The 25831-nt window shown below is 67.8% G+C and carries 21 protein-coding genes and 1 riboswitch; of the genes, 3 read left to right on the forward strand and 18 right to left on the reverse strand.

Features of this window, described 5'->3' with window-relative positions; genetic code table 11:
- Positions 1 to 15: 15 nt before the first annotated feature.
- From ABZ004_RS27815 to ABZ004_RS27830, 4 genes are all read right to left on the reverse strand, one after another.
- Complete coding sequence (locus tag ABZ004_RS27815; RefSeq protein WP_355684012.1) at positions 16 to 759, reverse strand: RodZ domain-containing protein; 744 nt, start codon at positions 757 to 759, stop codon at positions 16 to 18.
- Positions 760 to 865: 106 nt separating this feature from the next.
- Entirely contained in the window at positions 866 to 1447 is a 582-nt protein-coding gene (locus tag ABZ004_RS27820) for a hypothetical protein (RefSeq protein WP_355684013.1), read from the reverse strand.
- Positions 1448 to 1450: 3 nt separating this feature from the next.
- Positions 1451 to 4075: a DNA translocase FtsK 4TM domain-containing protein gene (locus ABZ004_RS27825; RefSeq protein WP_355684014.1), complete on the reverse strand. Its 2625-nt coding sequence runs from the start codon at positions 4073 to 4075 to the stop codon at positions 1451 to 1453.
- Positions 4076 to 4185: 110 nt separating this feature from the next.
- Positions 4186 to 4704 carry a DinB family protein gene (locus tag ABZ004_RS27830; RefSeq protein WP_355684015.1) on the reverse strand — a complete coding sequence of 173 codons (519 nt, stop codon included), beginning with the start codon at positions 4702 to 4704 and terminating at the stop codon, positions 4186 to 4188.
- A gap of 153 nt (positions 4705 to 4857) precedes the next feature.
- Positions 4858 to 4971: riboswitch (SAM riboswitch) on the forward strand.
- Positions 4972 to 4986: 15 nt separating this feature from the next.
- Here ABZ004_RS27830 and ABZ004_RS27835 point away from each other — a divergent pair.
- Positions 4987 to 6351, forward strand: a complete 1365-nt coding sequence (locus ABZ004_RS27835) for an aminotransferase class V-fold PLP-dependent enzyme (protein WP_355684016.1) — start codon at positions 4987 to 4989, stop codon at positions 6349 to 6351.
- 4 nt (positions 6352 to 6355) lie between these two features.
- Here ABZ004_RS27835 and ABZ004_RS27840 read toward each other — a convergent pair whose 3' ends face one another.
- The 4 genes from ABZ004_RS27840 to ABZ004_RS27855 all read right to left on the reverse strand — a co-directional run bounded on the left by ABZ004_RS27840 (position 6356) and on the right by ABZ004_RS27855 (position 13360).
- Entirely contained in the window at positions 6356 to 8632 is a 2277-nt protein-coding gene (locus ABZ004_RS27840) for a LuxR C-terminal-related transcriptional regulator (RefSeq protein WP_355684017.1), read from the reverse strand.
- 28 nt (positions 8633 to 8660) lie between these two features.
- The gene (locus ABZ004_RS27845; RefSeq protein WP_355684018.1) at positions 8661 to 9641 is read right to left on the reverse strand and encodes an alpha/beta hydrolase; all 981 of its coding nucleotides are present in this window, start codon (positions 9639 to 9641) and stop codon (positions 8661 to 8663) included.
- 86 nt (positions 9642 to 9727) lie between these two features.
- Positions 9728 to 11788, reverse strand: a complete 2061-nt coding sequence (locus ABZ004_RS27850) for a prolyl oligopeptidase family serine peptidase (RefSeq protein WP_355684019.1) — start codon at positions 11786 to 11788, stop codon at positions 9728 to 9730.
- Between the two features lie 27 nt (positions 11789 to 11815).
- Entirely contained in the window at positions 11816 to 13360 is a 1545-nt protein-coding gene (locus tag ABZ004_RS27855) for an alkaline phosphatase D family protein (protein WP_355684020.1), read from the reverse strand.
- Positions 13361 to 13488: 128 nt separating this feature from the next.
- On the opposite strand from ABZ004_RS27855, the gene ABZ004_RS27860 reads away from it, so the two are divergent.
- On the forward strand, positions 13489 to 14199 hold the full coding sequence (locus ABZ004_RS27860) for a GAF and ANTAR domain-containing protein (protein ID WP_355684021.1): 711 nt from the start codon (positions 13489 to 13491) through the stop codon (positions 14197 to 14199).
- Between the two features lie 126 nt (positions 14200 to 14325).
- Positions 14326 to 15402: an acyl-CoA desaturase gene (locus ABZ004_RS27865; protein ID WP_355684022.1), complete on the forward strand. Its 1077-nt coding sequence runs from the start codon at positions 14326 to 14328 to the stop codon at positions 15400 to 15402.
- Positions 15403 to 15405: 3 nt separating this feature from the next.
- Here the strand turns inward: ABZ004_RS27865 and ABZ004_RS27870 are convergent, their stop codons facing one another.
- The 10 genes from ABZ004_RS27870 to paaA form a co-directional block, all read right to left on the reverse strand.
- Complete coding sequence (locus tag ABZ004_RS27870) at positions 15406 to 16437, reverse strand: LacI family DNA-binding transcriptional regulator (protein ID WP_355684023.1); 1032 nt, start codon at positions 16435 to 16437, stop codon at positions 15406 to 15408.
- 15 nt (positions 16438 to 16452) lie between these two features.
- Complete coding sequence (locus tag ABZ004_RS27875; protein WP_355684024.1) at positions 16453 to 18147, reverse strand: ribonuclease J; 1695 nt, start codon at positions 18145 to 18147, stop codon at positions 16453 to 16455.
- Positions 18144 to 19058: a 4-hydroxy-tetrahydrodipicolinate synthase gene (gene dapA / locus ABZ004_RS27880; RefSeq protein ID WP_355684025.1), complete on the reverse strand. Its 915-nt coding sequence runs from the start codon at positions 19056 to 19058 to the stop codon at positions 18144 to 18146. Before dapA ends, ABZ004_RS27875 begins: the two co-directional genes overlap by 4 nt.
- Before the next feature lie 311 nt (positions 19059 to 19369).
- Positions 19370 to 20191 (reverse strand): metal-dependent hydrolase, encoded by an 822-nt coding sequence (locus ABZ004_RS27885; RefSeq protein WP_355684026.1) that lies wholly within the window; start codon positions 20189 to 20191, stop codon positions 19370 to 19372.
- A 105-nt stretch (positions 20192 to 20296) separates the two neighbouring features.
- A complete protein-coding gene (locus ABZ004_RS27890) occupies positions 20297 to 21940 on the reverse strand; it encodes an alpha/beta hydrolase (RefSeq protein WP_355684027.1) in 1644 nt (547 codons plus the stop codon).
- A gap of 86 nt (positions 21941 to 22026) precedes the next feature.
- Positions 22027 to 23109 (reverse strand): 1,2-phenylacetyl-CoA epoxidase subunit PaaE, encoded by a 1083-nt coding sequence (paaE, locus tag ABZ004_RS27895; RefSeq protein ID WP_355684028.1) that lies wholly within the window; start codon positions 23107 to 23109, stop codon positions 22027 to 22029.
- A 2-nt stretch (positions 23110 to 23111) separates the two neighbouring features.
- Positions 23112 to 23591: a 1,2-phenylacetyl-CoA epoxidase subunit PaaD gene (gene paaD / locus ABZ004_RS27900; protein WP_355684029.1), complete on the reverse strand. Its 480-nt coding sequence runs from the start codon at positions 23589 to 23591 to the stop codon at positions 23112 to 23114.
- The gene (gene paaC / locus ABZ004_RS27905; RefSeq protein ID WP_355684030.1) at positions 23585 to 24319 is read right to left on the reverse strand and encodes a 1,2-phenylacetyl-CoA epoxidase subunit PaaC; all 735 of its coding nucleotides are present in this window, start codon (positions 24317 to 24319) and stop codon (positions 23585 to 23587) included. Before paaC ends, paaD begins: the two co-directional genes overlap by 7 nt.
- Positions 24316 to 24594, reverse strand: a complete 279-nt coding sequence (paaB, locus tag ABZ004_RS27910; protein ID WP_355684031.1) for a 1,2-phenylacetyl-CoA epoxidase subunit PaaB — start codon at positions 24592 to 24594, stop codon at positions 24316 to 24318. The genes paaC and paaB overlap by 4 nt, the downstream gene beginning before the upstream one ends.
- Entirely contained in the window at positions 24591 to 25529 is a 939-nt protein-coding gene (gene paaA / locus ABZ004_RS27915) for a 1,2-phenylacetyl-CoA epoxidase subunit PaaA (protein ID WP_355684032.1), read from the reverse strand. Before paaA ends, paaB begins: the two co-directional genes overlap by 4 nt.
- Between the last annotated feature and the right edge of the window lie 302 nt (positions 25530 to 25831).

Below are 25831 nucleotides of genomic sequence, written 5' to 3' on the forward strand. Positions count from 1 at the left end.
CGTTGGGCGGGGAGGTTACTTGGATTTTTGGATTGTGCCGGTGGGGGTTATCAGGAAGCGCTTGAATTTCAGGGTGGCTGGTTTGTCGTTGATTTTGAGGGTGATGTTGGTGAGGGAGCCGAGGGTGACGCGGATTGAGCCTGGGTAGATGACCGTCTGGGACGAGCCGGGGCCTAGGAGGCCCTGGAAGAGTTTGAGGCCGTGGTAGTCCCGGAGGGTGACGTAGGCGCCGTCCTTGCTGCCGGTCAGCGTCACCTTGAGCTTCGTGGCAGCCGGTTTGACGGGTTTCACCGGTGGTTTCGTGGTCGTCTTGGCAACGGTCGGCTTGATCGACGGCGTCACGGCGACGGTCGGCGTGGACTTGGAGGCGTTGGCCTCGATGTCGCTCGGCAGCGTGAAGAGCCGGATCATCCCCCAGCCCATCAGGCAGACCAGGATTGCGCCGACGACGAGCGTCCAGCGTGGCCTGGCCGGGTGCAACGCGGGGCTCTTCTGGTTCAGTCGCTCCTCGCGGCGGCCGGTGTCGACCGCCGGGTGCGTCTCGTCGTACTTCGCCAGCAGCGCGTCCGGATCGGCCTTGACCACGCGCGCGATCGACCGGATGTGGCCGCGGGCATAGAAGTTCCCGCCACAACGGGAGAAGTCGTCGGCCTCCATGGCCGTGAGGAGGCCGCTTCTGATCCTGGTCGCGGCGCTCAACTGCTCGATCGTCATGCCGGCCCGTTCGCGGGCCGCCGTGAGCTCGCTACCGATACTCACGTGCTCACCGCCTCTCCACCGTGCGCAGATCCTTCGGTCCCGTCGACTTCACTAGTCAACGGTCGCGGGCCGACGGGGTCACGCAAGGCTCAGAGTTCTCGCCTGATCAGAGTTGTTCCCTGACCGGACACCTTGCGTCCGCGAGCATGTGCAGCGCCTGCACCACTTCCCCGTTCGACGGCCGCGCCGTCAACCCGAACGGTACCGCGAGCGACGTCCCGGTCAGTCGACGGTTGGCATCGGTCACCTTGCGAGTTGCCGACGACATCGCGCCGAGCACCGGTCCGGGGTCGAGCAGGTGCACCGCGATCCGGCCGTCGTCGAGCGGGTGCCGGCGCCGCAGTACGGTCACTTCTTCGATCTCTTCCCAGCGGGTGCCGATCCACTCGTCGCGGATCCGCAGCCGGATGCCGACCCGGTCGGCGACGAGCATGTCCCCGACCGTCATCGCCCGGGCGCAGATCACGGCCAGCGCGGCGAAGGCGGCGGCCGCAAGCCAGCGCAGTACGCCGGTGGCACTGGTCGAGGCAGAGGCGGCGAAGCCGATCGCGACCAGCGCCGCGCCGGCCGCCAGTCCGCCGTGCACCTTCTGCGACGCACGGATCGTGAACTCCTGGGTCACTGCGTCCAGATCACCGGGCTGAGCCTGGACGGCCGCCGCATGGGGCATCGTGGAAGAGGCGGTCACGGGTCACTCTCCTCGCAGGGTGGCGATGAAGTCCTCCAGGTCGTCCGGTTTCACCAGGACGTCGCGCGCCTTCGAACCCTCGCTCGGCCCGACCACACCCCGGCTCTCCAGGATGTCCATCAGCCGGCCCGCCTTGGCGAAACCGACCCGGAGCTTACGCTGCAGCATCGACGTCGAGCCGAACTGCGTGGAAACGATCAGTTCGGCCGCCTGGACCACCAGGTCCATGTCGTCGCCGATCTCGTCGTCCAGGTCCTTGGAAGGACCGGCGACGGCGGCGACGTCTTCGCGGTACGTCGGCTGCAACTGCTCCTTGCAGTGCTCGACGACCGCCCGGATCTCGTTCTCGGTGACCCAGGAACCCTGGATCCGCATCGGCTTGCTGGCGCCCATCGGCAGGAACAGCCCGTCACCCTGACCGACCAGCTTCTCCGCTCCCGGCTGGTCCAGGATGACCCGGCTGTCGGCCAGCGACGAGGTCGCGAAGGCGAGCCGGGACGGCACGTTCGCCTTGATCAGACCGGTCACGACGTCAACCGAAGGCCGCTGGGTGGCCAGCACCAGGTGGATACCGGCGGCCCGGGCGAGCTGGGTGATCCGGACGATCGAGTCCTCGACGTCGCGCGGGGCGACCATCATCAGGTCGGCGAGCTCGTCGACGATCACCAGGAGATACGGGTACGGCGTGAGCACGCGCTCGCTGCCCGGCGGCGGCTTCACCTTGCCGCTGCGGACCGCCTTGTTGAAGTCGTCGACATGGCGGAATCCGAAGGCCGCCAGGTCGTCGTACCGCATGTCCATCTCGCGGACGACCCACTGCAGCGCCTCGGCCGCCTTCTTGGCGCTGGTGATGATCGGCGTGATCAGGTGCGGGATGCCCTCGTAGTTGTTCAGCTCGACCCGCTTGGGGTCGACCAGCACCATCCGGACCTCGTCCGGCGTGGAGCGCATCAGCACCGAGGTGATCAGCGAGTTCACGAACGACGACTTACCCGAACCGGTGGCGCCGGCCACCAGCAGGTGCGGCATCTTCGCCATGTTGGCGACCACGAAGCCGCCCTCGACGTCCTTGCCGAGCCCGGCGATCATCGGGTGGTGGTCGTTGCGCGCGGTGGCGGACCGGATCACGTCGCCGAGGCTGACGATCTCCTTGTCGGTGTTCGGGATCTCGATACCGATCGCGGACTTGCCCGGGATCGGCGAGAGGATCCGCACATCGGCGCTGGCCACGGCGTACGCGATGTTCTTGCTGAGCGCGGTGACCTTCTCGACCTTGACCGCGGAGCCGAGTTCGACCTCGTACCGGGTGACCGTCGGGCCACGGGTGTAGCCGGTCACCTGGGCGTCGATGCCGAACTGGTCGAACACCTCGGTCAGCCGGTCCACGACGGCGTCGGAGGCCTTGGTCCGCGCCTTGTGCACCGAACCAGGCTTCAGGATCTGGCCGTCAGGAAGCGTGTAAGTGATGTCGCCGGACAGGCTCAACTGCTCGACGCGCTGTGGCAGCGGCGTGTGCGGCGGCGGCTCGGGAGCCGACTCGGACTGGGCGGCAGCGGCAGGCTTCATCGCGGCAGCAACAGCCCCGTACGCCGGTGGTGCCTCGACTCCGGCATTGCCGTCGACGTCGTACGGCTCCTCCTCGGCGGCCTTCTTGCGACTCCGCTTGGAGATCTCGCGGCCCTCGAGCACCGGCGAGTCATAAGGCTTGACGGTCGGTTCACCGTCGTCGTCCAGTGCAGCGTTCGCCCGGCGCTCCTTGCGACTGAGCCGCACGGTGTCATCCGCTGCTGCGGTGACGGAGGGAGCGTCGGCGGGGAGCTCAGTACGACCGAGCAGTACGTCGAACGCGGCCCGGACACGCAGCGGGATCGCGTAGATCGGCGTACCGGTGACTACCAGCGCGCCGAAGATCGAGAGCAGCACCAGGAGAGGGGCTGCGACGTACTGCGTGAGTAGGTCGGACAAGAGCGACGACACGACGTACCCGATCGCTCCGCCGGCCTCCTTCAGGCTGCCGGAATCGGGGTTGCCCGGGCGCGGGATGCCGTTGGCGATGTGCACCAGGCCGAGCACGCCGAGCGAGATCGCCGTCCAGCCGATCACCTGGCGTCCGGCCGGGCCGTTGCGGTCCGGGTGACGCAGGGTGCGGAGGGCGATGAACAGGAGCATCAGGGGAACGGCCCAGCCGAGCATGCCGACGCTGCCGCCGACCACGGTCCGTGCGGCGTTGCCGACCGCGCCGGGCAGCTGCCACCAAATCGCGGCGGCCACGACGACGGACAGGCCGATCAGGGTGAGGCCGGCACCGTCGCGACGGTGTGCCGGGTCGAGGTCGCGCGCGCCGTGGCCGACACCGCGGACCATGCTGCCGATCAGATGCGCGATGCCGATCCAGCACTTCACGAAGCCGCGGCCGAGGTAGATCATCGCGGCCGCGAACGGACCCGCGCCAGTGGATTGGGACGCGCTGGGACGCGCAGTGGTGCTGCCACTGCGCTTCTTCGCGCTCTGCCCACGCTTCTGGGCGCCTGACGGACGGGAGCGTCCACCAGCTGCCGACCGGCCCGTTGCGGGGCTGTTGGCTGCCGACTTCCGCGCCCGCGCCGGGGAAGACGTGCGGGTCGCCATATCTAGCAGGCTACCCCGACAACCACTCGAGTCCCACGTGTCACACGCCGATCACACTCCCCCATCCGTCACGTCACGGGTCAGGGACGGGCAGGTCAGGGACCGGCAGGTCAGGCGCCGGTGGTGCCGTCCAGTTGTTCGCGGACCAGGTCGGCGTGGCCGCAGTGCCGGGCGTATTCGCCGATCAGGTGGATGTAGATCATCCGGAGCGAGGACACGTTGGCACTGAAAGTGAACTGCTCGTCCAGAGAACGCCCGGCGGCGGCCTTGTCCGAGAGGGCCCATTCGTCGATCAGGCCCTCGTACTCCGCCTGGGCCCGGGACGCGTCGATCAGCTCGAAGTCCGCGTCCTTGCCCAGCTCCGGCGCGAAGACGGGCTCGGCAGGAGCGTCACCGGCGAAGTGGATCCGGAACCAGATCCGCTCGACCTTGGTGAGATGCCGGATCAGCCCCAGCAGCGAGAGGTTCGACGGCGGCGAAGGCCGCTCGGCCAGCTGCTCCGCGGTGAGCCCGGCGCACTTGTGCAGCAACGTCGTCCGGTAGAAGTCCAGATAGCCGGCCAGCAGCTCGCGTTCGGGAGCGATCAGTGAGCCTTCGGGGCGGGTGACTTCGGGTGCGGTCCAGGTCATCCCCAGATCCTCTCCTACCCGCACCCCCACCTCGGACACCGGTGAGGCTCACAGGCGGAGGCACCGAGGTATATCTCACGCCTTGTCACTGAATCTCGCACAGTGAGATAGCTGCTGGCGCATTCGTCATCGCGTTGGTTACCGTCTTCGGCAGGTCATGAGTGTCAGCGTCAAGCCCCGGCTCGCTGGCCGGCAACCCTCCTCCGCGGTGGGGTGCCCCGGGTGAGGACCCGGCCGTTCGGATACCCCGATCGGCAAGTGCGGACTTCCCGGGAGCAGAACATGTCGATCCTCTCCATCCTCGAGCCGGCCAACAGCACCGCCGCGCGGCCGGCCACCGTCCGGCTCAGCAACGGCAGCATCCCCGCCACCGTCGGCTCGGACCTGCTGGTCCCGCTGGCCGACGGTCGCGTGACGGACTACGCCAACTTCGACCACGGCGCGAGCGCCCCGTGTCTGGAGTCGGTGCGCGCCGCGGTCGAGGCGGCCCTGCCGTCGTACGCCTCCGTGCACCGCGGCAACGGGTACGCCTCCCGCATCACTACCCAGTGGTACGAGCGGGCCCGCGCCGAGGTGCACGGCTTCGTCGGCGCCCGCGAGGACGACCAGGTCATCTTCACCCGGCAGACCACTGACGCCCTCAATCTGCTGGCCCGCGCCGTCCCGGCCGACGCGACCGTGATCGTCTTCGAGTCCGAGCACCACGCGGCCCTCCTCCCCTGGCCGGCCGAGCGCACCGTCCGTCTCGCGGCACCGAGCTCGGCGAACCAGGCAGTCACCGCGGTCGCCGACGCACTCCGCATCGCCCCCGAGGGACCGCGGCTGGTCGTCGTCACCGGCGCCTCCAACGTCACCGGCGAGATCTTCCCGATCGCCGAGATCACCAAGGTCGCCAAGGCGCACGGCGCCCGGGTCTGCCTCGACGCGGCTCAGCTCGCCCCGCACCGCGTGGTGGACATTGAGGAGCTGAACGTCGACTGGGTCGCCCTGTCCGGCCACAAGCTCTACGCCCCGTACGGCGCGGGCGCCCTGATCGGCCGCGCCGACTGGCTCAACGCGGCCGACCCCTACCTGTACGGCGGCGGCGCGACGGCATCAGTAGCCGGCACCGAAACCGTCTGGAACCAGGGACCGTCCAGGCACGAAGGCGGTTCCCCGAACGTCATCGGCGCCATCGCCTTGGCAGCAGCGTGTGCAGCAATCACCAAGCACCGTGAGGCGATCGAGCAGCACGAGCGGAGCCTGCTGGCGCGGCTCCGGACCGGTCTGGCCCAGCTGCCCGGCGTCACGACGTACTCGATCTTCGGTGCGGAAGCGGATCGCGTAGGCACGGTCTGCTTCACGGTCGACGGCATCAGCTCGACCCTGGTCTCCGCAGCTCTGGCAGCCGAGTACGGCATCGGCGTACGGGACGGCAAGTTCTGCGCACACCCGCTAGTCGGTCACCTGCTTGCCGACTCCGCCGAGCACGGTACTGCGGTGCGCGCGAGCCTCGGTCTCGCGACGACCCGCGAGCACGTCGACCGCCTGGTCAACGCGATCCGCACCATCTCCACCACCGGACTCAGCAGCACCTACGAAGAGACCGCCCACGGCTGCCAGCCCACGAACGACCCCCGCGACCTCGACGCCCCGCACATCTGGTGAATCGTCAGCCCGGCCCTCCGTGGCGCCTGGCTGTCATCCAGGTGGCGATCTGGCTACGCGAGCTGAAGCCGAGCTTGTCGAGGATATGGACGACGTGTGACTCAGCGGTACGCCGGCTGATCACCAGGCGCAAGGCGATCTCCTTGTTCGTCAGCCCTTCGGCTACCAGCTCGGCGACCTGATACTCGCGCTCACTCAGGGAACCAAGGCCCGGATCCGCCGTGACCGGTGGCCCGTCGGTGGTGACCGGCCCCACGGCATAGGAGATCGCCTGACCGAACTCGACGGCTGCAGCAACGCCACGGTCGAACGCAGTCCGGTAGCGGTCCGGACCGAGGGCATTAAGCGTGTTCCGCTCGCAGGTCTCGTGGGCATCGATCATCATCAGCGAGCCCAGCAAGGGCTGCCCGCCACCGAGCGGCCACAGTCTGCTCGCCACTCCCAGCAACCCGGCGGTCCTCTCGTACTGGCCCATCGCGGCGGTGGTCCAGCACAGCAGCTCCAGCCAGGTCACCGCGCCGAGTACGTCGTTGAACGTCTGGGCCAGCCGGATCCCCTCGGTCAGATCGGTGCTGGCCTGGCTGTACTCCCCGAGCACCCAGCGACTCAGGGCCGAGGCGAAAAGCAAAGCACTTCGTGCGTACTGCTCGCCGGTGACGTCACACAACTCCAGGCCACGCCGAGCAGTGGCCAGCCCGTCGCGCGGGCGCCCCTGCCAGATCTCCGCCTGGGCAATGGCCGAGTGGACCTGCAATGTGAAACTTCCGCCCGGCAGCCCAGCGAGGGCTTCCCGGAACAGCGGCAGCGACTTCTCTATGTCGCCAGTCAGGAAGTAATAGGAGCCCAGCAAGAACACCGTATGGGCAGCGAGGTCGTCGTCCCCAAAGTCGTGCGCTACCGCCTCTGCTTCCCTGGCGTACGAATAGATCATCGGTGCGTGGCCGAGCAGACTCAACGCGTACGCCGTGATGCCTAGCGTCTCACCACGATCCCTGCTTTGCTCCGGGTTCAGCTCCAGCGCGCGTTCGAGCCAGACTCTTCCCTCCGCCGTATGACCGCAGAACAGCCACAGGAAATGCAGTGCATTGACCAGCCGCAGCCCTGTCGCTTCCTCCCCCGCGGTGCTGAAGCAGAACTCGAGTGCGGCTCGCAGGTTCGCGTGCTCCGGCCGCGACTGCTCGTACGTCTCGATCTGTGCGACACCGCGTCGCCAGTCGCGGCTCCATCGCCCAGCCAACCGCAGGTAGTGATCCCGGTGCCGTACTGCGATCTCTCGGCCATCCAGCTTTGCCGACCCGTACTGGCGAATCGGCTCCAGCAGATGGAACCGCCCCGCCTCTGGGTCGGCCTGCACGATCGACATGTCCACCAACCGCGCCAGGAGCGGCAGTACGTCGAGCGAGTCCACCTTCTCCCCTGAGCACACCGCTTCGGCCGCCACCAGGTCGAAGCCGCCGACGAACACCGACAGCCGCGCCCACAGCAGTTGCTCCGGTTCGGAGCAGAGGTCGTAGCTCCAGTCCATCGTCGCCAGCAACGTCTGCTGTCGGGTCGGAGCCGTCGAGTTGCCTCGGGCAAGCAACCGGAATGAGTCCAGCCGCTGCAACAGGTCACTCACAGCAAGCACTCGCGTCCAAGCTGCAGCGAGCTCAACCGCCAGCGGAATCCCGTCGAGCCGGCGGCACACTTCGACCACGCCGGGCCAGTTCCGCTCATCGACCCGGAACCCGGGAGACACCGCAGCCGCTCGCTCTGCGAACAGCCGCACCACGTCAAGTTCCAGAGCAGGTGCAAGGCCGCTCACTTCACCGACGAGCAGTGGCGGCACCGAGAACACGTGCTCGCCGTCAACTCCCAGCACATGGCGGCTGGTCGCCAGCACACGGATGCCCGGGGCTGCGGCGAGCAGTAACCCCACGAGCTCAGCACAAGCTCGGGCAAGGTGCTCGCAGTTGTCGAGGACGAGCAGCAGCGATCGATCCCGCAGATACCCAGCAAGCCTGGCGGCAGGATCGTCGTCGGCATCACGCAGCCCGAAGGCGAGACTCACTGTCCGCGCCAGCAACGCCGCGTCCTGTACTGCGGCCAGCTCCACCAACCACACGCCGTCGGGAAACGTCCGGCGGACCTGCGCCGCCACCTGGAGCCCCAGCCTGGTCTTGCCGACTCCACCGGCGCCGGTCAACGTGACCAGGCGGCCGGTGGACAGCAGAGCCCGGGTGTCGGCCAGCTCCTGTCGTCGCCCGACGAAGCTCGTCAACTCTGCTGGCAAGGTCCCCATCGGTCCTATGCCAGCACACACCGGTCGATCAGGCGAGCAGGTACTTGAGATCGGCAGCCGCGTGCCGGAACTCGGCCCTGGTCGAGGGGAGGTCGTGGATCGGGTTCAGCAGGGCCATGTCATGGATCTGGCCCACATAGAGCACGGAGATGACGTCCACGCCGGCTTCGTCCAGCTTGTGGCCGTAGGCCTGCCCTTCGTCCCGCAGTACATCGTTGCCCGACGTGTGGATGATCGCCGGCGGCAGGCCGCGCAACTGCTCCACCCGGGCTTGCAGCGGCGCGGCGTACGGATTGTGCCGGGTTGCTTCGTCGGGCGCGTAGACGTCCCAGCCGAACTTCATGAATTCGCGGGCCAGGAATCGGCCGTCGGCGAACTCGCGGTACGAGTCCGTGTCCAGCTGCGCGTCGGTTGCCGGGTACATCAGCAACTGCGCTTTGATCTCAGGTCCGCCGTGGTCGCGGGTGTACAGCGTGAGAGCCGCGCTGAGGTTCCCGCCGACGCTGTTGCCGGCCACTGCCAGCCGGCTGGCGTCCAGACCGGCCTGTGCACCCTCGCGGGCAACCCATTGCAACGCGGCGTACGCCTGCTCCAGCTGGACCGGGAACACCGCGTCGGGGATCGGTGTGTACTCGACGAACACCACGGCGTACCCGGTCGCGAGCACGAGGTCATGGGTCAGCCGCTGGTGGTTGTCGAAGTTGCCGGCGATCCAGACGCCGCCGTGCAAGAACAGCACCACCGGTAGCGACCCGTCGACTCCGGACGGGCGCTGGATGTAGATCTTGGTCCGGACCCCCTCGACCTCGATGTCCCGCTCTTCGACGTCGACTCCGCTCAGGTCCACCTCGACCGTGCCCTGCAGACCGCTGAGCGTCGCCCGTACCTGGTCGCCCGGCAGCAGCCAGAACGGTTCTGGGTTCTTGTTCACCTCGGTCAGGAACTCTCGGACTCGCCGTTCGATCCTGAGGTCGGTCCCTGCGTCGGGGACCTCGAACGCTGCATTCATGGGTCAACTCCTGCTCACGGATGGGACTGGTGGCCCGAGTTCACCACCGCCCACCGTGAGCCGGCATCCGTCAAAATACCGACCTGCTACTCCGGCTGCAGTCCTGTGTGGTGAGCAGCGAACGCCAGCAGGTCGGCCCATTCTGATGCGACCATCGCGGCGGGCTTTCCGAAGCCGTGGCCGGTGTCGACCTCGATGCGGGTCAGGACCGGAGCGGAGCCCGCCTGCGCGTGTTGCAGGGTTGCTATGAACTTGTGGCTGTGCAGCGGCACGACGCGATCGTCGTGATCGCCAGTAACGACCAGAGTCGCCGGGTACGTCGTACCGTCGTGCAGGTTGTGTAGCGGTGAGTACGCCAGCAAGTCCTCGAACTGGTCGGGGTCGTCGGGTAGACCGAAGTCCGAGGCCCAGGCAGCGCCCACGGTGAAGAGGTGGAAGCGCAGCATGTCCATCACGCCGACACCGGGCAGTGCGACGGCGAAGAGGTCCGGGCGCTGAGTCATGACAGCGCCAACCAGTAGACCGCCGTTGCTGCGTCCATGGATGGCCAGCTGGCCTGCAGTAGTCACCCGGGTCTTCTGCAGATGCTCAGCGACGGCGATGAAGTCGTCGAAGACGTTCTGCTTGTTCTTCAACCGGCCTGCTTCGTACCAGTCGCTGCCGTACTCACCACCGCCCCGCAGGTTCGCGATCACCAGTACGCCGCCGGCTGCGAGCCAAGCGGGCCAGCCCGGCCGGTAGTCGGGGAAGATCGGGACGCGGAAGCCGCCGTACCCGTACAACATGGTCGGCCGCGGCTCGGACCAGTCCAGGTCAGCTCGCGTGATCACGTAGTACGGGACCTCTCGGCCGGGCTCGACCACTCGGGTCATGGTGATCGGCGGCGCGACGAAACCCGCTCCGGAAGACGCCAACAGAGGAAGGGCCTCGATCTCGCCGGAGGCGGCAGAGACGACGTACGACGTGGTCGGCTCGGTCGAGGAGGACATCCCGACGAACACCTCGTCGTGCGTCGCTGAGGCGTGCAGGTCGACCAGACCACCCCGCGCGAGCGGGATCGACCGGGTGTTGCCGCCGTCGAGGTCGTGCAACCGGAGCTCGGGCTGCGCATCGACCAGGTAGAGCGTCGCCAGCCCGGCGGCAGTCCCGTACGCCGAGAGCAGCGCGTCCTCCGCCTCCGGGATGACGTCAATGAAGTTGCCCGAGAGATCACTGCTCACGACCCGCCCACGCGGCGCATCCCGGGTGGTGCGCAGGATCAGCCGCTCCCCCGCCATCCGGACGAAGCCGATCTCGTCGGCGAACTCGTCGATCACCTTGATCGGCTCACCGAGCCCGTCGGCGGTGACCGGGTAGAGCCAGAGCCGGGTCGCGGGGTCGGTGCCCTTGCGGAGATGGGCGACGACGTACCGGTCGTCGTCGGAGACCACCGGTCCGATGTTCATCCGCGGGTCGTCCGGGAAGCTGAGGATCAACTCGTCGTCGGCCTGCGGCGTACCGATCCGGTGCAGCTTGAGCTGGCCGCCGCCGAGCGCCTTGGTCTCGGTGCCTTCGGTGCGCCCGCTCGCGGGATAGTGCGAGTAGAGGTACGCCGAGGAGTCGGGCAACCAGACCGCCTCGGAGAACTTCGCTTCGGTCACCACGTCGTCGACGGCCTCACCAGTGGCGATCTCTAGCAGCCGGAAGGTGGTCCAGTCGCTGCCGCTCTCGTTGATCCCGTACGCGAAGTACCGGCCGTCCGGGCTGACGGTGAAGCTGCCGAGCGAATCGGTGCCGGCCTCGGACAGCGTGTTCGGGTCGATCAGCACCCGGCCGCCCTCGAGCAGCCCGGCGAGCGAGTCCGCGACGTACACGACGTCCTGCGCGGTCGTCCCGTCGTTGCGGCCGACGAAGAACCAGCCCGACTCGTGCACCGGTACGCCGGCCCGTGGGCGCGCGAGGATCTCGGTCATCGTGCGCGCGAACCACGGCCGTTCGGCGTACTGCGTCAGCATGCTTTCGGTGAAGGCGTTCTGCCGGCCGACCCAGTCCTTGGTCTCGGCGGCGTCGGCATCTTCGAGCCAGCGGTAGGGATCGGCGATCTGGTGGCCGTGCAGGGTGTCGACGATGCTCTCGTCGCGACGGCTCTCGGGATACTCGACGGTCATACCGCCAACCTAGTACGCCGCATCCGTTCAGCTCGAAGGATTTCCCCTTCCTGCAGGCTGCAGATCCTTACGCCACAGGACGGTGCCGTAGAGGTCACGCAACGAGACGGCGAGCACCTCGCTGTGCGGGTCGATGGCGGCGTGGCCGAAGAACTGGTTCCCGCCGCTCGGCGGCTGGTTCGGGAAGTCTGCCGCCTTCTGGAACTCGACCTTCGGGCCGAAGGTGGAATCGAGTGCGTTCGGGCCGAAGGTGCCTGCGTTCACCGGGCCCGCGACGATCTCCCAGAACTGGTCGAAGTCCGTGTACGCCGCGCGCGAAGGGTCGTAGTGATGCGCGGCGCAGTAGTGCACGTCCGCCGTCAACCAGACCGTGTTGCGCACCTTGCGTCGCTTGAACTGCGAGAGCACCCAGGCCATCTCGTGCTCGCGCCCACCGGGTGCACCGGCCAGTCCGTTCGCGACCGCCTCGATCTCCGTACCGTCCGGGACCAGCACGCCGAGCGGCATGTCGCTGGCGATCACCTTCCAGGTCGCCTTCGACGCGGCGGCCTCGCGCACCAGCCAGGCTGCCTGCTCGCTACCGAGCATCGCGACCGGCCCAGCGACATCGGGAGCCGGGTTGGCGCCACGGTAGGTCCGCATGTCCAGGCAGAACACGTCCAGCAGCGGTCCGTAGCTCACCTTGCGGTAGATCCGGTCCCGGCCGGCGGTGTGCACCATCGGCAGGTACTCGAGGAACGCCTTCCGGGCCCGCGAGGCGAGCACGTCCACGCGCTTCTCGGTGTACCGATCGTCGGTCAGGATCTCACCGGGGTACCAGTTGTTCAGCGTCTCGTGGTCGTCCCACTGGCTGATCAGCGGCACGTCGGCGTACAGGTCGCGCACGTTCTGGTCGAGCAGGTTGTACTTGTAGCGGCCGCGGTACTCCGCCAGCGTCTCGGCGACCTTGGAGACCTCCTCGGTCACCACGTTCTTCCACACGGTGCCGTCGGCAACATTCACGGTGGCCTGGATCGGGCCGTCGGCGTAGATGTTGTCGCCGGAGTGCAGGAAGAAGTCCGGCCGGGTCTGGTGCATCGCCTTGTACGCGATCATCCCGCCGATCTCCGGGTTGATCCCGTAGCCCTGGCCGGCCGTGTCGCCGGTGAAGACGAAGCTCAGCGGGCGGTTGCGGCCCGGCGTACTGAAGGAGCCGCAGGCAGTCTCGCCGATACGGCCGGAGGAGTCCTCGAAGCCGATCCGGTAGTCGTAGCGCTGTCCGGGCCGCAGCCCGCGCAACGGCAATTGCGCGGTGAAGTCGTCGTCCGCGGAGGTGACCGGTCCGCGCAGCCGGATGGCCCGGTCGAAGCGGCCGTGGCTGGTCAGCTCGACGACCAGGCGCGACCGGCGGTCGGTGCGGGACCAGACGACGGCCGAGTTCGTGGTGACGTCCCCGCTGGCGATCCCGGACGTGATGGCCGGCCGGGTCCGGCGTACGACGTTGGGCGCGGCGGCGGCGGACGCGGCTGGAAGAGCGAGCGATGCGCCCGCGGCGGTGGTGGCGGCCAGCAGCTGGCGGCGACTCAGGTTCATGCTGCCGAAGGTGCTCGCCGGAGATGACGGCCGGGTGACGGCAGAGCGAACTACCTGACAACTCAACAGGGGTGGTGAGCCCTTGCGTGGAGCTCGATGATTGAGGCACGAGCGGGCGGGAAGGACCCATGACACGCGAACATCGCCTCACCCAGATCTTCATCGAGCTGGCCGACACGCTGGTGGCCGAGTTCGACCTGGTCGACTTCCTCAGTGGACTCGCCGAGGCGACGGTCGAACTGCTCGACGTGGACGCCGCCGGGCTGATGCTGACCGACGACGACGGCGTACTGCATGTGCTGGCCTCCTCAGAGGACCAGGCCGAGGTCCTGGAGCTGTTCGAACTGCAGCACGATCAGGGCCCTTGCCCGGAATGCTTCCGGACCGGTATGCCGGTGGTCAACGTCGATCTCTCCCGCTGGCCGGACTTCGCCGCGGCCGCGGCAGCCGCCGGCTACGCGTCGACCCACGCCCTGCCCTTGCGCCTCAGAGGCCAGGTGATCGGTGTCATGAATCTGTTCCGCACCCACCCCGCACGACTGACCGACGCTGACGCCGCGCTGGGGCAAGCGCTGTCCGACATGGCGACGATCGGACTCCTGCACGAGCGCGAGGTCCGGTCCCACCAAGTGCTGACCCAGCAGCTCCAGCACGCACTCGACAGCCGGGTCCTGATCGAACAGGCCAAGGGAATGCTGGCCGAACGAGCCGGTCTCGCTCTGCCCGAAGCCTTCACCGCGATGCGCTCGTACGCGCGGCGCAGCGGCTGCGGCCTCACCTCGGTGGCGGCCGGTGTGCTCGACGGCACACTCCGTACCTCATCCTTAATGACCAGTTAAGCCCCCGATGGCTTGTGTAGTACCGGCGGAGATGGTTCCGTTGCGGGTGACAGCCACACTTCTCGTGGCGCTGCCCCGGACCCCGGTAGCGCATCGACGATGCACTGCCCGGACGGAGCTCCCCCTTTGACACAACTCGTTGCCGATGACCCGCGCCCGCAAGGAGCGCAACAGCGCCACGCGAGCCTCTACAGCGATCTGCTGAACACGGTCCGCGAACTCGGGCTGCTGAAGCGGCGTCACGGCTATTACTGGACGCGGATCGGACTGGTCCTCGCCGCGCTCGGCGGCATCGTCACCGGATTCATCCTGCTCGGTGACTCCTGGTTCCAGCTCCTGATGGCCGGTGCACTCGCGCTGGTCCTGGTCCAGGTCGCGTTCCTCAGCCATGACAGCGCGCACCGGCAGATCTTCGACTCGGCCAGCTGGAACGACTGGACCGCGCGGGCGCTGGCCGGTGGGCTGGCCGGGATGAGCATTACCTGGTGGCGCAACAAGCACAGCAAGCACCACAACGCGCCGAACCAGCTGGGCAAGGATCCCGACATCGCGATCGGCGTCGTCGCCTTCACCCCCGACCACGTCGCCCGGCGTACGGGTCTGGTGAAGTGGCTCGGCGATCGCCAGGGCTGGCTCTTCTTCCCGCTGCTGACGCTCGAAGGCCTGAGCCTGCACGTGGCGAGCATCCAGCATCTCCTCCGCCGTAACGCGACCAGAGTCGAGCGGGTCGAGGCAGCAATCGTGCTGTCCCGGCTGGGCCTCTACGTGGCCGCACTCCTCATCCTGCTGCCGCCCGGTAAGGCCCTCGCGTTCCTCGGCCTCCAGCTGGCCGTCTTCGGCGTGATCCTCGGCGCCTCGTTCGCCCCGAACCACAAGGGCATGCCGCTGGTGCCGAAGACGATGAAGCTGGACTTCCTGCGCCGCCAGGTACTGATGTCGCGCAACATCCGCGGTGGTGTGCTGACCGACTTCGCGATGGGCGGGCTGAACTACCAGATCGAGCACCACCTGTTCCCGAGCATGCCGCGGCCGACCCTGAAGCAGGTCCGGCCGATCGTCCGCGAGTACTGCGAACTGCACGGCGTTAAATACACCGAGGTCGGGCTGTTCGAGTCCTACAAGATCGTCATCGACTACCTGAACAACGTCGGCCTGCGCGCCCGGGACCCGTTCCAGTGCCCGTTGAGCGCGCAGATGCGCTGACCGTCAGCTCGACGGCGGAATCTCGCCCGACCCACGGATCGTCAGTTTGACCGGCACCCGGACCGTCCGCCCCGGGCGGTGCGGTTCGGGGAGCCGCTCGGTCATCAGCTGGATCGCCGTCCGGGCCATCACGTCGGCGGACTGGGCCACCGCGGTCAGTCCCGGGCTCAGCAGGTCGCCGAGCGCGAGGTCGTCGAAGGACACCAGGGCGACCCGGTCACGCCGGCCCGCCATCCCCCGGAGTACCTCGGCTGTGGTCATGTTGTTGGCCGACAGGATCGCGGTCGCGGGCTCGGGCCGGTCCAGTACTGCGGACAGGGTGATCCCGATCCCCTCGGTGGTCGGCTCGCTCAGGTGGACCAGGTCCTCGTCCACGTCGATCCGGTGCCGGGCCATCGCGGCCCGATAGGCGACCACGCGTTCGCGGGCGGTGAAGATCCGCTCGTCGTCACCGAGGTAGGCGATCCGGCGATGGCCCTGCCGGATCAGGTGGTCGATCGCCTGGTCGATACCGCCGGCGTTGTCGGCCAGCACGGCGTCGGCCTCGATCCCGTGCGCCGGCCGGTCGATCGTGACGACCGCCATCCCGGCGTCGACGTGCGGCGCCAGGTACTCCTGGGTCTCGCCGATCGGCGCCATGATCAGCGCATCGGGGCGCCGGGCAACGAACTCCAGGCAGACTTCCCGCTCCCGATCCGGGTCCTCGTCGGTCAGGCCGATCATCACGACCGAGCCGCTGCCCCGGGCCCACAGTTCGACCGCGCGGCCGAGCGAGGCGAAGAACGGGTCGCCGATGTCGCGGATCACCACCGCGATCGTGCCGGTCTTGCCGCGCCGCAGCATCCGGGCGCTCTCGTTCGGCGTGTAGTTCAGTTCCTTGATCGCGGCCTGGACCTTGGCGGTCAGCTCCGGGCTGACGTTCGGCTCCTCGTTGACCACCCGGGAGACGGTCTTGAGCGCCACGCCCGCCCGGGCCGCGACCTCTTTCATGGTGGGCCGGCGCTGACCAGCTCCGTTGACACCAGTGATGCTCACAGGCCCACCTTTCAGTTAGCTTTCCACGACGACCGGGATGATCATCGGCCGGCGACGATGTGTGTCGCTGACCCATTTACCGACCACGCGGCGGATGACCTGCTGCAACTGGTACATGTCGTCCACCCCGCTCCCGATCGCCTTCTCGATCTCGGCCTCGATCTTCGGCTTCAGGTCGTCGAAGACAGTGTCGTCCTCGGCGAACCCGCGCGCCTGGATCTCCGGTCCGGCCGTCAGTTTGCCGGTGACAGAGTCCATCACGGCGATCACCGAGATGAAACCCTCGTCGCCGAGAATCCGCCGGTCCTTCAGCGAAGTCTCCGTGATGTCGCCCACGGTCGAGCCGTCGACGAACACGTAGCCGCACTCGACCTTGCCTGCGACGACGGCCTTGCGGTCGATCAGATCGACCACCACCCCGTCCTCGACCACGACGACGTTCTCCGCCGGTACGCCGGTCTGCCGGGCCAGCTCCGCGTTCGCGTGCAGGTGCCGGATCTCGCCGTGCACCGGCATCACGTTGCGCGGCTTGACGATGTTGTAGCAGTAGAGCAACTCCCCCGCCGACGCGTGCCCGGACACGTGCACGAGCGCGTTGCCCTTGTGGATCACGTTCGCGCCGTGCCGGGTCAGCCCGTTGATCACCCGGAACACCGAGTTCTCGTTGCCCGGAATCAAGGAAGAAGCCAGTACGACGGTGTCGCCGGGCTGGATCTGTACGACGTGATGGTCGTTCGCCGCGATCCTCGACAGCGCCGACATCGGCTCGCCCTGCGACCCGGTGGAGACCAGCACCACCTGCTCGGGCGGGTAGTTCTCCAGCTCACGCATGTCGATCAAGGTGTCGCCTGGGACGGTGAGGAAACCGAGGTCGCGAGCGACGGCCATGTTGCGGACCATCGAGCGCCCGACGTACGCGACCTTGCGGTGGTGCTTCACGGCGGCGTCCATCACCTGCTGGACGCGGTGCACGTGCGAGGCGAAGCAGGCGACGATGATGCGCTGGTTCTTCGCCTTGCTGAAGACGCCGTCCAGCACCGGGGCGATGTCGCGCTCGTGGGTGGTGAAGCCGGGCACCTCGGAGTTGGTGGAGTCGACGCAGAACAGGTCGACACCCTCGTCGCCGAGCCGGGCGAACGCGTTCAGGTCGGTGATCCGGTTGTCCAGCGGGAGCTGGTCCATCTTGAAGTCACCGGTGTGCAGGACCAGGCCGGCCGGCGTACGGATGGCTACTGCCAGGGCGTCCGGGATCGAGTGGTTGACCGCGACGAACTCGCACTCGAACGGGCCGAAGGTCACCTTCTCGCCCTCGGTGACCGTCTGCTGCGGCACGTTGCGGTGCCGGTGTTCCTTGAGCTTGCCCTCGAGCAGCGCCAGGGTCAGCTGCGAGCCGACCACCGGGATGTCGCCACGCTCGCGCAACAAGTACGGCAGGCCGCCGATGTGGTCTTCGTGGCCGTGCGTCAGGACCACCGCCACGATGTCGTCCAAACGCTCCCGGATGGGCTGGAAATCCGGGAGGATCAGGTCGACACCGGGCTGGTTCTCGTCCGGGAAGAGCACGCCGCAGTCGACGATCAGCAGCTTGCCGTCGTACTCGAAGACCGTCATGTTCCGGCCGACCTCGCCGAGGCCGCCGAGCGGGATCACCCGGAGCGCGCCGGGCGCGAGCGGGCCGGGAAGGTCGAGATCGGGATGGGGGTGACTCATGCAATCAGTCCTGCCGTCTTGAGGTCGGTGGTGAGCCCGTGGAGCTGCTCGGGCGTCGCCTCGACCAACGGCGACCGGACTGTCGCGTGCTCGATGACGCCGGCCAACCGCAGCGCGGCCTTCACCATGATGGCGCCCTGAGTTCTGGTCATGATCGCCTCGACGGCGGGCACCAGCCGTCGGTCGATGGTTCGCGCGGTAGCCAGGTCGCCGCGCACGACCGAGTCGATGAGTTCGCGGTACTGCTCGCTCGCGACGTGGGCGACCACGCTCGCGATGCCGACCGCGCCCATGGCGAGCCAGGCGAGGTTCAGCTCGTCGGCACCGCAGTAGTAGAAGAGGTCCGAGTTGGCCAGCACCTTGGTGGTCGCGGCGACGTCGCCCTTGGCGTCCTTCACCGCGACGATCCGCGGGTGCTCGGCGAGCGCCAGCAATGTCTCGGTGTGAATCGGTACGCCGGCCCGGCCGGGAATGTCGTACACCAGCACCGGCAGGCCGGTCGCGTCGGCGACGGCGGTGAAGTGCACCTTGATGCCTGCTTGCGGCGGCTTGTTGTAGTACGGCGTGACGACGAGCAACCCATGTGCGCCGGCGGCCTCCGCAGCCTTGGCGGACTCGACGCTGTGCGCGGTGTTGTTCGAACCGACGCCGGCGATCACCTGAGCGCGGTCGCCGATCGCGGCAAGCACCGCCTTGACCAGCTCGACCTTCTCGGCGTCCGTGGTGGTCGGTGCCTCGCCGGTGGTCCCGTTGATGATGAGGGCGTCGTTGCCCTGGTCGACCAGCTGGGTGGCGACCTTCTGCGCGGCATCCAGATCGAGCGAACCGTCAGGGGTGAACGGGGTGATCATCGCCGTGGTCAGCCGGCCGAAAGGCGGCGCCGTCGAGGCGGAGGATGCGCTGGAAGACATGGGGCTCAGATTACCGCTCCGCATGCTCCGGGAAATGAGTAGGCCTGGTAGCTGTCCGCTCGGGGGTCCGGGCAGCTACCAGGCTCACTCGTCCTATCGTTGCGGCCCCAGGAGTCGTTACAGCTTCCACCAAAAAAGTCAGAAAAACTTTCTGCTCACACTGTCCGTGACGCCACGATCACCATAAGCATTCACCTGGCGCGGATTTGCCCTGGCCGAGCACCCGCAACGAGCAGAGGTTCGCGGCTGCGTTGGAGTCCGGTGGGCATCCGTCTTATCTGCTGGGGAGTCCGCAGGACCTCTGACCTGTACTACGGTCCGCCGGCGATCCAGATGGAGGTCGTGGACCAGAGGTGCTGCAGGAGCTGGATGGCACCGGGGAGTAGCAGGACTCCGCCGATGACGAGGGCGGGGACGATCAGGAGGTTCTCGACCCAGCTGCCGGTGCGGAAGCGGAGGGGGCGTGGGAGACGGATCTCGTACCAGGTTTCGCCGCGGATGGGGAACGGCCAGAGCCAGGGGCAGCCGGAGCGGGTGAGGCTGTCGCCCAGACAGTGCACGAACATGCCGAGCGCCACGGCGACGCCGATCCAGCTGCCGATCTGAGCGAGACCAGCTTGGAGCGCCTCCGCGTACGTCGTACCGGGTAATGCGTCGGCGGCGGCGTCCGGGAGGACCGCGTTGACGACGGACCAGCCTGCGGCTCCGAGGGCGGCGAGGACGATCCAGTCACCCAGTACGTCGGCTGCCAGCACCAGGCCGGCCAACGCGATCGCCAGCACGGCCCACTTGCCACCACGCTCCCCCGCCGCGGCGGCGAGGAATCCGAGCAGCGCTGCGGCAGCAACGGTGTGGGTGGCGTGCCGGTGTTTGCCGGTGCCCTCCTCGTCGCGCGGACCTTTGGTGACGTTGTAGAGCACACCCGAGAAAGTGCGGATGGCGCCCGAGACGATCCGCGTGATCGGGCCCAGCAGCCGGGACGCCTTCGCGCCCGGGTGATCAAGATCCGGCAGCAACGCATACCCGGCCGTCGCGGCGGCGAACGGAACCACCTCGGCGACCGAGGTCAGCCCGACCAAGGGCGCCACCGCGAGCCCCGCACACCAACCCGACAACGCATGCGAACGCCCCATCACGGCGCCCCACCCCCATCACTCGTGAGCCGCCGATTCTTTCAGCGCACACCGACAGATCTGGGGAGGCGCACCCGATGCCACGCACCGGGTGCGCCACACAGCTCAGCGCGAAGGCGGCCACCACTGGAAGGGTGGGACGTTCTTTGCCGAGCGCAACGTTGAGGGCTGAGCGAACGGGACCTCGTCCGGCTTGCAGACGGTGCCCGCCTTCGGCAACGCGCCGGTGAGGAGATAGGCGCTCGCCTTGTTGTCGGCGCAGGTCGAGGAGAACAACGACGTGTGGCCCCAGCCGCTCACGCTCAACAGTCGCGCGTTCCCGAGCAGCTTCGACGTGCTGACCGCGTCCTCGTACCGGGTGGCCGGGTCCCAACGGTTACCGATGACCAGCACGGGAGCGGACGTGTTCTTGTTGAACGGACCGAGGTAGCGGTCCGAGTCGTGCCCCGGCCAGCGCACGCAGACGCTGGACTCCCAGTTCCAGGCCCGGCCGAAGTACGGCCACTTGCGATCGGCCGCACGCGCCGCGAAGGTCCAGGCGTCGGCGTAGCTCGGGATCAGCGAGTCGGTGCACCAGACGCCGTAGAACCCTTCGGCGCCTTGCGTGTACGCCGGGTCGTCAGTCAGTCTGGCAGGCTTGGCCTGCGCGAGAGCCGGCCTGGACAGCTTCGCCTTGGCGGCGCGAATCGCGCTGACCTTCGCGGTGTCGAGTCCCTGCAGATAGTCGGCCAGCCCCTCGAAGCCACCGGCGCTGTAGAGAGAGCCAAGCGTGGTGCCGATCATGTCGGCATAGGTGACCGTGTAGGTGCCGCCATCGCCGTCGGGCAGCTCGAGCGGGTGTTTGCGCAGCCGGGCCGCCAACGCGTCGAACCGGGCCTTCGGGCTACCAGCGCTGAACGAGCAGTTCTTGCCACCGGCCTTGCAGAGCCGCAAGAACTCCTGCAGCTCCTGGTAGGCGCCCTGCTCGCTCTCCAGTCGCGCGTCGACCGGCTTGGTCAGGAATTCCAGGCCCCGCCCGGTGGCGTCCGAGACCGGGTCGATGACGCCGTCGATGATGATCGCGCGCACCTTGTCCGGGAACATGTTCGCGTAGACCGACCCGAGGTAGGTGCCGTACGAGTAGCCGGCGTACGTGAGCTTCTTGTCCCCTACGGCCTGCCGGAGCGCGTCCATGTCGCGGGCGACGTCGGCGGTGGACATATGGTCGATGATCGGTCCGGCGTAGTGCGCGCAGGACTTGGCGTAGCGCTTGTCGTAGCCCATCCACGCCCGCTCCTCGGCCGGCGTGACCGGGAACCCGAACGGTGCGGTCGCCGCGTCGGCCTGCTCCTGGGTCTTGAAGCAGGTCAGCGGTGTGCTGCCGGCGACACCGCGCGGGTCGAAGCTGATCAGGTCGAACTTGGCTCGCACTTCATCGGAGTACAGGTAGCCACCGACTCCCTGCAGGAACTCCACACCCGAGCCGCCCGGGCCACCCGGGTTGAGGAACAGCGAACCGATCCGGTGCTTGGGGTCGGTGGCGCGGATCCGCGAGACCGCGAGGTCGATGGTCGGACCGTGCGGATCGTCGTAGTCCAGCGGCACCTTCGCGGTGGCGCATTCGTAGCCCTCGGCGTTCTCACACGCATGCCAGGCCAGCTTGGGAACCGGTGGTCCCTGACTGGTGCCGGCTGCTACCGCCGGTGCACTGCTGAGCAGCCCGGCGACCAAGGCGCCAAGAGTTGCGAACGTCGTCCAGCGTCGAGACATCTGACCCCCAGGTGAGCGGAGTGCGGCTCTCGGATTCTGCCGCACGATCCGGTCATCCGGTGGGACGGTGGCAGCTTCCTGCCCGATCAGGCGTCGAAGTCGAGGGTGACCTTCTCGCTGGTCGGGTGGGACTGGCAGGTCAGCACGTAGCCGGCCCGGATCTCGTCCGGCTCGAGCGCCCAGTTGGTGTCCATCCGCACGGACCCCTCGACGACCTTCGCCCGGCAGGTGCCACAAACCCCGCCCTTACAGGCAAAAGGAGCATCCGACCGTACGGCGAGTGTCGCGTCCAGCACCGCCTTCGCGTGCTCCCCCAGCGGGAACGTGGAGCGTCGCCCGTCCAGGATCACCGTCACCTCGGCGGCATCCTCGTCGACCGCGGTCTCCTCGACCCGCGCGACCGGCGCCTCGTCACCGATATGGAAGAGCTCGGCATGCACCGTCTCGCGCGGAACGCCCTGCTCCAGCAGGAGGTCCTGAGCGCCGACGACCATCGCATACGGCCCGCAGAGGAACCACTCGTCGACCGACTTCACCGGCAGCAGCGCGTCGAGCATCCGGCCGAGCCGCTCCCGGTCGATCCGGCCGCTGAAGAGCTCGACCTCGGTCGACTCCCGCGACAGCACGTGCACCAGGTGCAGGCGTTCGGCGTACACATCCTTGAGGTCGGCCAACTCGTCGGCGAACATCACCGAGCCGGCCGTGCGATTCCCGTAGAGCAGGGTGACCCGGCTCTCCGGCTCGACCGCGAGCGCGGTGGCGATCAGCGAGAGCACCGGGGTGATCCCGCTGCCGGCCGCGACGAACGCGTAGTGCTTGGCGTTGGCCGGATCGAGCGTCGTTCCGAACCGGCCGAGCGGCGTCATCACGTCGATGGTGTCGCCGGGCTTGAGTTCACTCGCCGCGTACGACGAGAACTCGCCACCCGGGATCTTCTTGACCGCGATCCGCAGTACGCCGGAACCGGCCGGCGAGCAGATCGAGTAGCTCCGGCGAACGTCGTCATCGGTACGGCGTACCGTCAGATGCTGGCCGGCGGTGAACTCGTACTCCGCGGCGAGGTCGGCCGGCACCTCGAAGGTGATCGCGACCGAGTCGTCGGTGATCGCATCGATCGCCTTGACCTTCAAAGGATGGAAACTCGCCCTGCGGCGCGTCAACGTAGTCATCGTCAGATCGCCTTGAAGTGATCGAAGGGCTCACGGCAGGAGTTGCAGCGCCAGAGCGACTTGCAGGACGTGGATCCGAAGTGGCTCAGCTCGGTGGTGTCCGGCGAGCCGCACAACGGGCAGCGGATGGTCAGGCTGAGCATCACCGGTCCCCCGACGGCGCGGGTCCCGGTCGGCGGCGCGATGCCGTACTCCGTCAGCTTCGCCTTGCCCTCTTCGCTCATCCAGTCGGTCGTCCACGCGGGCGACAACGCCGTCTCGACGCGCCCCCGGAGATGCAGAGAACTCAGCGTCAGCTCGACCTCGTGCCGGATCAGGTCAATCGCCGGGCAGCCGGAGTACGTCGGGGTGATCGTCACGACCACTTCGTCGCCCTCGTGCCGGACGCCGCGCAGTACGCCGAGGTCGGCGATCGTCAGCACCGGCACCTCCGGATCCGCGATCTCCCCGACCGCGTCCCAAATTGCCTGCTCGGTCACCATTTCGCTCCGGGATGCGAGCGGGCGATGTGCTGCAGCTCCGCGAGCAGATAGCCGAGATGCTCCGAATGCCGGCCTTCCCGACCACCGGAATGCTGGTACGACGAAGTCGGCACGGTGCACGTCGATTCCTCGATCACCGCGGTGACCCGGCGAAGCCATTCCTCTTCCACGGTTGCCGGATCGACAGCGACCTCGAGCCGCTGCACCAGGTCATCGGAGGCGAACAGCTCGCCCGTGTAGGGCCACATCGCGTCGAGGCCGGCCTGCATCCGCCGATGGCTCTCGTCGGTACCGTCACCGAGGCGCAACACCCACTGGGTCGCGTGGTCGACGTGGTAGGCGACCTCCTTCACGGCCTTGCCCGCGACACCGGCCAGCGTCTCGTCGGCGCAACCGCGCAGCTCGTCGTACAGGAGGTGCTGGTACGTCGCGAAGAACAGCAGGCGGGCGATCGTGGTCGCGAAGTCGCCGTTCGGGAGCTCCACCAGTTGCACATTGGTGAACTCGCGCTCGTCGCGGAAGTACGCCAGGTCGTCCTCGGTCACGCCGGTCAGCTGCCCGGCGTACTGGAGCAGTGAGCGGGCCTGGCCGAGCTGGTCGAGGCCGATGTTGCCGAGAGCAACGTCTTCCTCGAGCTGCGGGGCGGCCGCGATCCACTCGGCGGTGCGCTGCGCCGCGATCAGCGCGTCGTCACCCAGCCGGAGTGCATAGGCAGCGAGGTCGCTCACAGATGGTCCACACCTTCGGGGACGTCGTAGAACGTCGGGTGCCGGTAGACCTTGTCGCCGGCCGGGTCGAAGAACTCGTCCTTCTCGTCCGGGCTGGAGGCGGTGATATCGGCCGCGGGCACGACCCAGATCGACACGCCTTCCTGACGGCGGGTGTAGACGTCACGGGCGTTGCGCAGCGCCATCGTCGCGTCCGGCGCGTGCAGGCTGCCGACGTGCACGTGCGACAGACCGCGACGCGATCGGACGAAGACCTCCCAGAGTGGCTCGATCATGCTGCGCTCACCTTCTTGGCGGCCTGCTTCTGTGCTTGTTTCCGGGCGTACGCCGCTGCTGCCTCGCGGACCCAGGCGCCGTCCTCGTGGGCCTTCACCCGATGCGCCAGCCGCTGCTCGTTGCAGGGACCGTTGCCCTTGACAACTTCATAGAGCTCCGCGAAGTCCGGCTGGGTGAAGGAATAGTGCCCGGTCGCCTCGTCGTACGTCAGCCCGTCGTCGGGCACCCGGATCCCGAGCACGTCGGCCTGCGGGACGGTCATGTCCACGAACCGCTGCCGGAGCTCGTCGTTGCTGTGCCGCTTGATCCCCCACGCCATCGACTGCTCGGAGTGCGTGGAGCTCGCGTCCGGCGGGCCGAACATCATCAGGCTCGGCCACCACCAGCGATTCAGCGCGTCCTGGGCCATCGCCTTCTGCTCGGGCGTGCCGTTGCACAGCGTGTGCAGGATCTCGAAGCCCTGCCGCTGGTGGAACGACTCCTCCTTGCAGACGCGGACCATGGCCCGCGCATACGGCCCGTACGAACAGCGGCAGAGCGGGACCTGGTTGACGATCGCGGCGCCGTCGACCAGCCAGCCGATCGCGCCGATGTCGGCCCAGGTCAGCGTCGGGTAGTTGAAGATGCTGGAGTACTTCTGCTTGCCGGTGTGCAGCAGGTCGAGCAGGTCGGCCCGGTCGACGCCGAGTGTCTCGGCCGCGGCGTACAGGTAGAGCCCGTGACCGGCCTCGTCCTGCACCTTGGCCATCAGGATCGCCTTCCGGCGCAGTGACGGCGCGCGGCTGATCCAGTTGCCCTCGGGCTGCATGCCGATGATCTCGGAGTGCGCGTGCTGCGCGATCTGCCGGATCAGGGTCTTGCGGTACCCCTCGGGCATCGCGTCGCGCGGCTCGATCCGGCCGTCCGCGTCGATCGTCGCCTGAAACCTGTCCATGCCCGTCAGCATAGCCCACTTGTGACACTCCCTCCCCAAACCCAACAAAAAGTGTCACACCCCCTTTCCAATCATCGGTCCGTTGTTCCCCGGCGTGTCGGGCCTCATCGGTCCGTTATTTCGTCGCCATCGCACGGCTGCCTCCGCAGCAGCACGAGGCAACAAGGGACCAACCATCCCCGACACCCCGGGGAACAACGGACCGATGATCGGAAAGGGGTGGTGCTAGGACCACCTGGGGAGTGGGGGTAGGGCAGTGGGGTGGGGGGCGGGGGGGCGGCAGGATTCAGGTAACAGCTCAA

Source organism: Kribbella sp. NPDC006257 (assembly GCF_040613535.1).
GTDB lineage: Bacteria > Actinomycetota > Actinomycetes > Propionibacteriales > Kribbellaceae > Kribbella.

Bases quoted from the DNA above. Each gene is read 5' to 3' on its own strand.
- ABZ004_RS27825 (WP_355684014.1), bottom strand. From the start codon at position 4,075: ATGGCGACCCGCACGTCTTCCCCGGCGCGGGCGCGGAAGTCGGCAGCC.
- ABZ004_RS27830 (WP_355684015.1), bottom strand. From the start codon at position 4,704: ATGACCTGGACCGCACCCGAAGTCACCCGCCCCGAAGGCTCACTGATC.
- ABZ004_RS27835 (WP_355684016.1), top strand. From the start codon at position 4,987: ATGTCGATCCTCTCCATCCTCGAGCCGGCCAACAGCACCGCCGCGCGG.
- ABZ004_RS27840 (WP_355684017.1), bottom strand. From the start codon at position 8,632: ATGGGGACCTTGCCAGCAGAGTTGACGAGCTTCGTCGGGCGACGACAG.
- ABZ004_RS27845 (WP_355684018.1), bottom strand. From the start codon at position 9,641: ATGAATGCAGCGTTCGAGGTCCCCGACGCAGGGACCGACCTCAGGATC.
- ABZ004_RS27850 (WP_355684019.1), bottom strand. From the start codon at position 11,788: ATGACCGTCGAGTATCCCGAGAGCCGTCGCGACGAGAGCATCGTCGAC.
- ABZ004_RS27855 (WP_355684020.1), bottom strand. From the start codon at position 13,360: ATGAACCTGAGTCGCCGCCAGCTGCTGGCCGCCACCACCGCCGCGGGC.
- ABZ004_RS27860 (WP_355684021.1), top strand. From the start codon at position 13,489: ATGACACGCGAACATCGCCTCACCCAGATCTTCATCGAGCTGGCCGAC.
- ABZ004_RS27875 (WP_355684024.1), bottom strand. From the start codon at position 18,147: ATGAGTCACCCCCATCCCGATCTCGACCTTCCCGGCCCGCTCGCGCCC.
- dapA (WP_355684025.1), bottom strand. From the start codon at position 19,058: ATGTCTTCCAGCGCATCCTCCGCCTCGACGGCGCCGCCTTTCGGCCGG.
- ABZ004_RS27885 (WP_355684026.1), bottom strand. From the start codon at position 20,191: ATGGGGCGTTCGCATGCGTTGTCGGGTTGGTGTGCGGGGCTCGCGGTG.
- ABZ004_RS27890 (WP_355684027.1), bottom strand. From the start codon at position 21,940: ATGTCTCGACGCTGGACGACGTTCGCAACTCTTGGCGCCTTGGTCGCC.
- paaE (WP_355684028.1), bottom strand. From the start codon at position 23,109: ATGACTACGTTGACGCGCCGCAGGGCGAGTTTCCATCCTTTGAAGGTC.
- paaD (WP_355684029.1), bottom strand. From the start codon at position 23,591: ATGGTGACCGAGCAGGCAATTTGGGACGCGGTCGGGGAGATCGCGGAT.
- paaB (WP_355684031.1), bottom strand. From the start codon at position 24,594: ATGATCGAGCCACTCTGGGAGGTCTTCGTCCGATCGCGTCGCGGTCTG.
- paaA (WP_355684032.1), bottom strand. From the start codon at position 25,529: ATGGACAGGTTTCAGGCGACGATCGACGCGGACGGCCGGATCGAGCCG.